General features: G+C 74.1%; 9 protein-coding genes. 8 read left to right on the plus strand and 1 reads right to left on the minus strand.

Annotated features, from left to right (window positions below; all coding sequences use genetic code 11):
* Window positions 1-959, plus strand: a 959-nt coding sequence (locus tag E2C05_RS24610) for a sigma-70 family RNA polymerase sigma factor (RefSeq protein ID WP_338045188.1), incomplete at its 5' end; no start/stop codon positions are given.
* Here E2C05_RS24610 and E2C05_RS24615 read toward each other — a convergent pair.
* The gene (locus E2C05_RS24615) at window positions 925-1833 is read right to left on the minus strand and encodes a lipid kinase (RefSeq protein WP_133222289.1); all 909 of its coding nucleotides are present in this window, start codon (window positions 1831-1833) and stop codon (window positions 925-927) included. The two genes, E2C05_RS24610 and E2C05_RS24615, sit on opposite strands and share 35 nt — an antisense overlap.
* Window positions 1834-1925: 92 nt before the next feature.
* Between E2C05_RS24615 and E2C05_RS24620 the strand changes: the two genes are divergently transcribed.
* The 7 genes from E2C05_RS24620 to E2C05_RS24650 form a co-directional block, all read left to right on the plus strand.
* Entirely contained in the window at window positions 1926-2633 is a 708-nt protein-coding gene (locus E2C05_RS24620; RefSeq protein ID WP_133222290.1) for a phosphatase PAP2 family protein, read from the plus strand.
* A 20-nt stretch (window positions 2634-2653) separates the two neighbouring features.
* Entirely contained in the window at window positions 2654-4348 is a 1695-nt protein-coding gene (gene hutU, locus E2C05_RS24625) for a urocanate hydratase (RefSeq protein WP_133222291.1), read from the plus strand.
* Window positions 4345-5844, plus strand: coding sequence for a histidine ammonia-lyase (gene hutH, locus E2C05_RS24630; RefSeq protein ID WP_133222292.1), 1500 nt, complete (start codon window positions 4345-4347; stop codon window positions 5842-5844). Before hutU ends, hutH begins: the two co-directional genes overlap by 4 nt.
* Window position 5845: 1 nt before the next feature.
* Window positions 5846-7036: an imidazolonepropionase gene (gene hutI / locus E2C05_RS24635; RefSeq protein ID WP_456306525.1), complete on the plus strand. Its 1191-nt coding sequence runs from the start codon at window positions 5846-5848 to the stop codon at window positions 7034-7036.
* Window positions 7036-7464 (plus strand): PaaI family thioesterase, encoded by a 429-nt coding sequence (locus tag E2C05_RS24640; RefSeq protein ID WP_133222293.1) that lies wholly within the window; start codon window positions 7036-7038, stop codon window positions 7462-7464. Before hutI ends, E2C05_RS24640 begins: the two co-directional genes overlap by 1 nt.
* A 150-nt stretch (window positions 7465-7614) precedes the next feature.
* Complete coding sequence (locus E2C05_RS24645) at window positions 7615-8370, plus strand: hypothetical protein (protein ID WP_133222294.1); 756 nt, start codon at window positions 7615-7617, stop codon at window positions 8368-8370.
* Between the two features lie 174 nt (window positions 8371-8544).
* Window positions 8545-9270 (plus strand): alpha/beta fold hydrolase (locus E2C05_RS24650; RefSeq protein WP_133222295.1); only part of this gene is annotated, 726 nt, incomplete at its 3' end.

Below are 9270 nucleotides of genomic sequence, written 5' to 3' on the forward strand. Positions count from 1 at the left end.
GACGCGGCCGCATGACCCGCCCGGCCGCCGGGGGGCCGGCGACGGCGGCGGCTGCACCCGGCCCGCCGGGCGCGGCCGACGCCGCCGCCCATTACCTGCCGCTGCGCGGCGAGCTGATCGGCCTCGCCTACCGGATGACCGGGTCGCTCGCCACGGCCGAGGACATCGCGCAGGAGGTCTTCCTGCGCTGGCTCGGCGCCGACCGCGCCAGCGTGGTGGTGCCGCGCGCCTGGCTGCTGACCGCGGCGGCGCGGCTCTCGCTCGACCACCTGAAATCCGCCCGGGCGCGGCGGGAGACCTATGTCGGCCCCTGGCTGCCGGAGCCGGTGCCGGAGAGCGAGGCGCCGCCGCAGGAGGCGGCGCATGCCAGGGCGCAGGACCTCTCGGTCGCCTTCCTGCTGGCGCTGCAGCGGCTGGGCCCGGCCGAGCGCGCGGTCTTCATCCTGCACGACCTGTTCGAGACGCCCTTCGCCGAGTTGGCCGCCCTGCTCGGCCGGCGGGAGGAGGCCTGCCGCAAGCTGGCCAGCCGCGCCCGCGCCCGGCTGGGGGAGGCGACGCCGCGCCAGGCGGTGAGCGAGGCCGAGGCGCGGCGCATCGCCGGCGCCTTCCTGGCCGCGTCCCGCGGCGGGGCGGAGGCGGCGCTGCGCGACCTGCTAGCGGCGGATGTGGTGCTGCACAGCGATGGCGGCGGGCGGCGCCAGGCGGCGCTCAACCCCATCCTCGGCGCCGCCAAGGTGCTGCGGCTGTTCCTCCGCCTCGGCGCCAAGCGGCCGCCGGAGCCGGCGCCGGTGCTGCATCTGGGCCGCATCAATGGCTTGCCGGGCTTCGTGACGCTGGAGCCGGACGGCATCCCGCAGGCGACGCTGCTGGAGCTGCGCGAGGGCCGCGTCGCCGCCATCTACATCATGCGCAACCCGGACAAGCTCAGCCGGTTCCGGGCGGCGGCGCATAGACCCTGAGCGCGGCGGGGCGCATCCGGAACACCGCCGGCGTATGCGTGGTCAGCTCGCCGTCGGTGTTCACCGGCCGCGGCCGGCGGGTGTGCAGCTCCAGCGCGGTGGTGCGGAAGGCCCGCACATCCCGCCAGCGCCCCTGGGTGCCGCTGCGCAGCCAGGGCAGCAGCAGCACCAGGCGCCACCAGCGCCGCACCTCCAGGCTGTAGACATCGAGCTGGCCATCGTCGGGGCGGGCATCCTCGGCCACCGTCATCCCGCCGCCATAGTGCTTGCCGTTGCCGACCGAGACCTGGATGGTCCGCGCCCGTTCCTTCCGCCCGTCATGGTGCAGCGTCACCGTGAAGGGCCGGGCGCGGCGGAGGAGGCCGAGGGCGGCGACGCCGTAGCCGAGCTTGCCGAAGCGCTTCTTCGCCTCGGCCTTCAGCTCCCCGGCCAGCTCCGCGCTGAAGCCGATGCTCGCCACGTTGAAGTAGCAATGGCCATTGACCTCGCCGAGATCGACGGGGCGCGGCGCTTCCTCCGCGATCACCCGCGCCGCGCCGTCCAGCTCAAAGGGGATGCCCAGGCTGCGGGCCAGGTCGTTGGCGGTGCCGAGGGGGAGGATGCCGAAGGGCAGCCCGGCCTCCAGCAGGCCGGGGATGGCGGCGTTCAGCGTGCCGTCGCCGCCGCCCACCACCACGCGGTCGACATCGCCCCGCGCCACGCCCCGCGCGATGGCCTCGGCGCAGCTGGTGCCGTCGGGCATGTCCGCCGGCACCGGCTCGATGCCCACCTCGCGCAGCGCCGCCTCGGCCGCCTCGGCCTGCTCCTCGCCGCTGCGCGCCTTCCGGTTGATCAGCAGCAGGGCGCGCCCGCGTGCCTGGGTTCCGGCCGCCATGGCCCCCGTTGCGCTGGTCCCGGTAGAGATGATCAGGCCTCCCCGCCTGTTGCGCGCTTGCAACCGCCGAGCGCCACGCAAGTTTCGGTCGCATGAGCGACATCGTTGCGCCGCGCGCCGGCCTGCCGCAGCGGATCATCCGCTTCGCCCTGGGGCAAGGGGCGGCCCTGGCCGCGCTGGGTGTGCTGGCGGCCGGGCTGCTGGGCTTCGCCCTGCTGGTGGACCTGCTGGAGGACGAGAGCCACGGCTTCGACCAGGCGATCCTGCTGGCGCTGCGGCAGCCCGGCGCGCCGGACCAGCCGATCGGGCCCGCTTGGCTGACCCTGTCCATCCGGGAAGTGACGGCGCTGGGGAGCATCCCCGTGCTGTTCCTGCTGACGCTGCTGGCGCTGGGCTACCTGGTGCTGGACCGGCGCTGGCGGGCGGCGGCGCTGCTGCTGGTCTCCCTGCCCGGCGGGCTGCTGGTGAACACCCTGCTGAAGGATGCCTTCGGCCGGCCGCGGCCGGACCTGGTGGCGCGGCTGGCGGAGGTGCAGACGGCCAGCTTCCCCTCCGGCCATGCCATGCTGTCCGCCATCGGCTTCCTGACGCTCGGGGCGCTGCTGGCCGCCGGGGCGCGGCGGCGGCGGCACCGGGCTTATATCCTGACCATGGCGGCGCTGCTTACCCTGCTGGTCGGCGCCAGCCGGGTCTGGCTGGGGGTGCATTGGCCGACCGACGTGCTGGCCGGCTGGTGCCTGGGCGCCGCCTGGGCCATGGCCTGCTGGCTGGCTTTGCGGAAGTGGCGCGGCGCCGCCTGAGGCGCCTATCCTGCCGCGCCATGACCGACCGCTTCCGCAATGCCCCCGCCATCAGGTCGCCGCGCGGCCTGGAGCTCTCCGCGAAGCACTGGACGACCGAGGCGCCGCTCCGGATGCTCATGAACAACCTCGACGAGGAGGTGGCGGAGAAACCGGGGGAGCTGGTGGTCTATGGCGGCATCGGCCGCGCCGCCCGCGACTGGCGGAGCTACGAGACCATCGTCGCCACCCTGCGCCGGCTGGAGGAGACGCAGACCCTGCTGGTGCAGTCCGGCAAGCCGGTGGGCGTCTTCGAGACGCACAGGGACGCGCCGCGCGTGCTGATCGCCAATTCCAACCTGGTGCCGCGCTGGGCGAGCTGGGAGCATTTCTCCGAGCTCGATCGCAAGGGCCTGATGATGTACGGCCAGATGACCGCGGGGTCCTGGATCTATATCGGCTCCCAGGGGATCGTGCAGGGCACCTACGAGACCTTCGCCGAGGCCGGGCGGCAGCATTTTTCCGGGTCGCTGCGCGGCCGCTGGATCCTGACCGGCGGGCTGGGCGGCATGGGCGGGGCGCAGCCGCTGGCCGGCGTCTTCGCCGGGGCCTGCGTGCTGGCGGTGGAATGCCAGCCCTCCCGCATCGAGAAGCGGCTGGAGACCCGCTACCTCGACCACCGCGCCGACGACCTGGACACGGCGCTGGCGATGATCCGCGCCGCCTGCGCCGAGGGCCGCGCCATCAGCGTCGGCCTGCTGGGCAATGCCGCCGAGGTTTTTTGCGAGCTGGTGCGGCGCGGCGTGGTGCCCGACATCGTCACCGACCAGACCAGCGCGCATGACCCGGCCAATGGCTACCTCCCCGCCGGCTGGACACTCGCGGAATGGGAGGCGAAGCGGGAGAGCGACCCGGCCGCCGTCGCCGCCGCCGCGAAGCGCAGCATGGTCGCGCATGTGCAGGCCATGCTGGACTTCCAAGACCGCGGCGCGAAGGTGCTCGACTACGGCAACAACATCCGGCAGATGGCGAAGGAGGAAGGGCTGGCGGGCGCCTTCGGCTTCCCGGGCTTCGTGCCGGCCTATATCCGGCCCCTGTTCTGCCGCGGCATCGGGCCCTTCCGCTGGGCGGCGCTGAGCGGTGACCCGGAGGACATCTACCGCACCGATGCGAAGGTGCGCGAACTGATCCCGGACGACCCGCACCTGCACCAGTGGCTGGACATGGCCCGGGCGCGGATCAGCTTCCAGGGATTGCCGGCGCGCATCTGCTGGGTGGGCCTCGGGCAGCGGGACCGCCTCGGCCTCGCCTTCAACGAGATGGTGGCGCGCGGCGAGATCGGGCCGGTCGTCATCGGCCGCGACCACCTGGACAGCGGCAGCGTCGCCTCCCCGAACCGGGAGACGGAGGCGATGCGCGACGGATCGGACGCCGTGTCCGACTGGCCGCTGCTGAACGCGCTGCTCAACACGGCCTCCGGCGCCACCTGGGTCTCCCTGCACCATGGCGGCGGCGTGGGCATGGGCTTCTCCCAGCACAGCGGGATGGTCATCCTCTGCGACGGGACGGAGGATGCGGCGCGGCGGCTCAAGCGTGTTCTCTGGAACGACCCCGCCACCGGCGTCATGCGCCATGCCGATGCGGGCTACGACATCGCCATCGCCTGCGCGCGGGAGCATGGGCTGGACCTGCCGATGATGTCAGGCGCGCCATCCGGCGCGACGCTGGCGCCATGATCACGCCCGGCGAAGCCGGCCTGTCCGACCTGCGCGCCATCATGGAAGGCGCGCCGCTGGTCCTGGCCGAGGGCTGGCGCGGCCCGGTCGCGGCCGGCGCCGAGGCGCTGGCCGCGCGGCTGGCCGGCGCCGAGGCGCTGTATGGCGTGAACACCGGCTTCGGCAAGCTGGCCGGCACCCGCATCCCGGCCGAGCAGCTGGCGCGGCTGCAGGTGAACCTGGTGCGCAGCCATGCCGCCGGCACCGGCCCGCTGCTGCCGGCGCCGGTGGTGCGGCTGGTGATCGCGCTGAAGGCGCTGTCGCTGGCCCGCGGCGCCTCTGCCGTGCGGCCGGTGGTGGTGGAGGCGCTGCTGGCCCTGCTGGAGGCCGGCATCGTCCCGGCCATCCCGGCGCGCGGCTCGGTCGGCGCCTCAGGCGATTTGGCGCCGCTGGCGCATCTCTCCCTGGTGCTGATCGGGGAGGGCGAGGCGCTGCTGGGCGAGGAGGTGCTGCCGGGCGCCGCGGCGCTGGACCGCGCCGGCATCGCCCCGCTGGTGCTGGGGCCGAAGGAAGGGCTGGCGCTGCTGAACGGCACGCAGGTCAGCACCGCGCTGGCGCTGGCCGCGCTGTTCGCGGCGGAGGACCTGCTGCACACCGCCCTGGTCGCCGGCGCGATGAGCGTGGATGCCGCGCGCGGCAGCGACACGCCCTTCGATGCCCGCATCCATGCGCTGCGCGGCCAGCCCGGGCAGATCCGCGTCGCCGCCGTGCTGCGCGCCCTGCTGGAGGGCAGCACGATCCGCGAGAGCCACCGGGAGGGCGACCCGCGGGTGCAGGACCCCTATTCGCTGCGCTGCCAGCCGCAGGTGGCCGGCGCCTGCCTGGACCTGATGGGCCATGCCGCCCAGGTCCTGGCGCGGGAAGCGAATGCCGTCACCGACAACCCGCTGGTGGTGGAGGGGGGCGAGGTCCTGTCGGGCGGCAATTTCCACGCCGAGCCGGTGGCCTTCGCGGCCGATGCCCTTGCCCTGTCGCTGGCCGAGCTTGGCGCGATCAGCGAGCGGCGGATCGCGCTGCTGACCGACCCGGCGCTGTCGGGCCTGCCGGCCTTCCTGGTGCGCGATGGCGGGCTGAATTCCGGCTTCATGCTGGCGCAGGTGACCGCGGCGGCGCTGGTGGCGGAAAACCGCGCCCTCGCCACGCCGCGCAGCGTGGACAGCCTGCCGACCAGCGCGAACCAGGAAGACCATGTCAGCATGGCGACCGGGGCGGCGCTGCGGCTGCACGACATGGCGGACCACTTGGCGTCGATCCTGGCCATCGAATTGCTGGCGGCGGCGCAGGGGCTGGAATTCCACCGTCCCCTGCAATCCTCCGACGCCATCGAGCGGGCGCATGGCCTGGTGCGCGGCGTCGCCGCCGCCTGGGACGAGGACCGCGTCATGGCGCCCGACATCGCCGCGGTGAAGGCGCTGGTGGAACGCGGGCGGTTCGCCGCGCTGGTGGAGGTGGCGTGAGGTGTTCGACCGCGTCTGGCTGAACGCCAACCTCGCCACCATGCAGGGCGACGGGCTGGGCATCGTCGAGGACGGCGCCGTCGCCGCGCGCGCCGGCCGCATCGCCTGGGTCGGCCCGCGCGCCGACCTGGCCGGCCCGGCTGCCGAGACCACGGATTGCGCCGGCGCCTGGATCCTGCCCGGCCTGATCGACTGCCACACCCATCTGGTCTTCGGCGGCGACCGCGCCGAGGAGTTCGAGCGCCGCCTGGCCGGCGAGGACTATGCCGCCATCCTGAAGGCGGGCGGCGGCATCCTGTCGACCATGCGCGCCACCCGCGCCGCGGATGAGGACGCGCTGCTCGCCGCCGCCCTGCCCCGCACCCGCGCGCTGCTGGCCGAAGGCGTCACGACGCTGGAGGTGAAGTCGGGCTACGGCCTCGCCCTCGATGCCGAGCTGCGGCAACTGCGCGCCGCCCGCCGCCTCGGCGCCGAACTGCCCCTCTCCGTCGTCACCACCCTGCTCGCCGCCCATGCCGTGCCGCCGGAATTCGCCGGCCGCCGCGCCGACTATGCCCGCCATGTCGCGGAGATCATCCTGCCCGCCGCCGCGGCCGCCGGCCTGGTCGATGCGGTGGATGTCTTCCACGACCCGCTCGCCTTCGACGATGCCGATACGGCGCTGGTGCTGGACGCCGCCGCCCGGCTCGGCCTGCCCGCCAAGCTGCATGGCGACCAGCATGGGGATGCCGGCAGCGCCGCCCTCGGCGCCCGGCACCGCGTGCTGTCGGTGGACCACCTCGAACGCGCCAGCCCGCCGGGCCTGCGCGCCATGGCGGATGCCGGCACGGTCGCGGTGCTGCTGCCCGGCTGCACCTATTTCCTGCGGGAGACGTCCCGGCCCGACATCGCCGCCATGCGCGCCGCCGGGCTGCGCATGGCCGTCGCCACCGACTTCAACCCGGGCTCCTCCCCCGCCCTCTCGCTGCTGCTGATGCTGAACATGGCCTGCACCCTGTTCCGCCTGACGGTGGCGGAGGCGCTGCGCGGAGTCACGGTGCAGGCGGCCGCGGCGCTCGGCCTCGCGGATCGCGGCCGGATCGCGCCCGGGCTGCGCTGCGACCTCGCGCTGTTCCGCATCGCCCGCCCGGCCGAGCTCTGCTACTGGCTCGGCCACAATCCCTGCACCGGCCGCGTGGTCGAAGGACGCTGATGCCCAACCCTCTGACGCTGGCCGACATGCAGGCGATCATGCGCGCCGGCGTGCCGCTCGTCGCCGAATGGAATATCGAGGTGCTGGCCGCCGAGGCCGGCACCGCCCTGGTCCGGCTGCCCTTCAGCCCGGTGCTGCTGCGCCCGGGCGACACCGTCTCCGGCCCCGCCCTCATGGGCCTCGCCGATGTGGCGATGTGGGCCGCGCTGCTGTCCGTCAGCAGCGGCCGGGATGATTGCGTCACCAGCAGCATGACGGTCAACTTCCTCCGGCCCGCCGGGCGCGGCGCCGTGCTGGCGGAAGCCCGCATCGTCAAGCGCGGCCGTCGCCAGGTCTTCGGGGAGGTGCTGATGCGCGCCGAGGGCTCGGAGGACCTGGCCACGCATGTCACCACCACCTGGACGGTCATCGCGCCGGCAGGCGCGTGAACAAACACATGCCGGCAGGCGCGTGAGGAAGGCGATGCCGGCAGGCGCGTAAGACCGGTCATGCCGGCAGGCGCGTGCGGGACATCCTGCCGCAATCCGCATGAAATCTCGGCCGCGGAACGGGGGGCCGGCGCCGGCGTTGCCGCCGGCATGCGCCGCCTCCTGCCGCTCCTCCCCCTGCTGCTGGCCGCCGCGCCCGGCGCCCCGGCCGCCCGCGCCGCCGGCTTCGACGAGTTCCAGGTCTTCGATGGCCGCATCACCCAGCCCGGCGGCTTCGACCTCAACTTGCACCTGAATTTTGGCCGCCGCGGCATCCGCGAAGCGGGCGAGGGCGCGCCGCGCAACGGCGCGCTCTTCACCGCCGAGATCGGTTACGTCACCGCGCCCTGGCACGAGGTGGCGCTGTACCTGCCGGTGGCGAGGGAATTCTCCGGCGACGTCTTCGGCGGCGGCTTCAAGCTGCGCAACAGCTTCGTCGTCCCGGGCGCGGCCGACCGGCCGGTGGCCTACGGCTTCGACGTTGAACTGCGCCACCAGCCCTACCGCTTCACCAGCGCCGACTGGGGCGTCACGCTGCGGCCGATCATCGACCTGCGGCGCGGTCCCTGGCAGCTCATCCTCAACCCGGCGGTGGAATTCCCGCTCGGCCGCGACGGCCCGGTCTTCGCGCCGGCGGTCCGCGGCGTGCTGCAGGTGGCGGAACAGCACTGGATCGGGCTGGAGCACTACATGGATTTCGACCGCATCGACCGCCCGGCCAAGCCCGGCGGCCAGGCGCACCAGCTTTTCGCCACCACCGACTGGAAGATCAGCGAACGCTTCGCGCTGCATCTTGGCCTGGGCCATGGCCTGACCCGCGCCAGCGACCGTTGGCTGGGCAAGGTCATCCTCTCGGTCGATTTCTGATCGCGGCCGGCCCGCAGGCCGGTGCGCGGGCGCCCTGGCGGCGGCATGGCAGGCAGGATCGCGCCGGGCCATGGCCGGCCCGCGGCCTGACCCCGCCCCAGCCCCTCGGCGGCTCGGCGTTCGATTCCGCGCGCAGGCCGCGCTAGCCTCCGCCGACCGAGGGAGGACAGGCGGATGGCGGGTCGGAATTTCGTGCTGCTGCACGGCGCCTGGCATGGCGGCTGGTGCTGGCGGGATGTCGCGGCGCTGCTCCGCGCCGCCGGCCACCGGGTCACCACGCCGACCCAGACCGGCCTCGGCGAACGGCGGCACCTGCTCTCGGCCCAGGTCACGCTCGACACCTTCGTCGACGACCTGGTGCAGCACCTGGAGGCGGAGGAGATCGCGGACGCCATCCTGGTCGGCCACAGCTTCGGCGGCAATGCCATCACCGGCGCCGCCGACCGGGTGCCGCGGCGCATCCGCCGCCTGGTCTATCTGGACGCCATGGTGCTGGAGGATGGCGAGACGCCCTGGGGCCGCATGGCGCCGGAGGTCGCGGCGGAACGCCTCCGGGTGGTGGAGGAACAGGGCGCCGGCCTCTTCGCCCCGCCGCCGCCCGTCTCCGTCTTCGGCGTGCCGGAGGACCATCCGCTCGCCCCCTGGGTCCGCCGCCACCTGACGCCGCATCCCGCCGGCACCTACCGCACGCCGCTGCGGCTCGCGCATCCCGCCGGCAACGGGCTGCCGCGCACCTACATCGCCTGCACCGATCCCTGGTACGGCCCGCTCGCCTGGGCGCGCGACAAGGTGCGGGGCGAAGCCGGCTGGGACTGGGCGGAGATCGCCACTGGCCATGACGCCATGGTGACGGCGCCGGACGCGCTGGCGGCGCTGCTGCGGCGCATCGCGGGCGACGCG

The sequence above is a fragment of the Paracraurococcus ruber genome (assembly GCF_004353985.1).
GTDB classification, from domain to species: domain Bacteria; phylum Pseudomonadota; class Alphaproteobacteria; order Acetobacterales; family Acetobacteraceae; genus Paracraurococcus; species Paracraurococcus ruber.

Coding starts and splice junctions, on each gene's coding strand:
- E2C05_RS24615 (WP_133222289.1), bottom strand. CDS start 1,833: ATGGCGGCCGGAACCCAGGCACGCGGGCGCGCCCTGCTGCTGATCAAC.
- E2C05_RS24620 (WP_133222290.1), top strand. CDS start 1,926: ATGAGCGACATCGTTGCGCCGCGCGCCGGCCTGCCGCAGCGGATCATC.
- hutU (WP_133222291.1), top strand. CDS start 2,654: ATGACCGACCGCTTCCGCAATGCCCCCGCCATCAGGTCGCCGCGCGGC.
- hutH (WP_133222292.1), top strand. CDS start 4,345: ATGATCACGCCCGGCGAAGCCGGCCTGTCCGACCTGCGCGCCATCATG.
- E2C05_RS24640 (WP_133222293.1), top strand. CDS start 7,036: ATGCCCAACCCTCTGACGCTGGCCGACATGCAGGCGATCATGCGCGCC.
- E2C05_RS24645 (WP_133222294.1), top strand. CDS start 7,615: ATGCGCCGCCTCCTGCCGCTCCTCCCCCTGCTGCTGGCCGCCGCGCCC.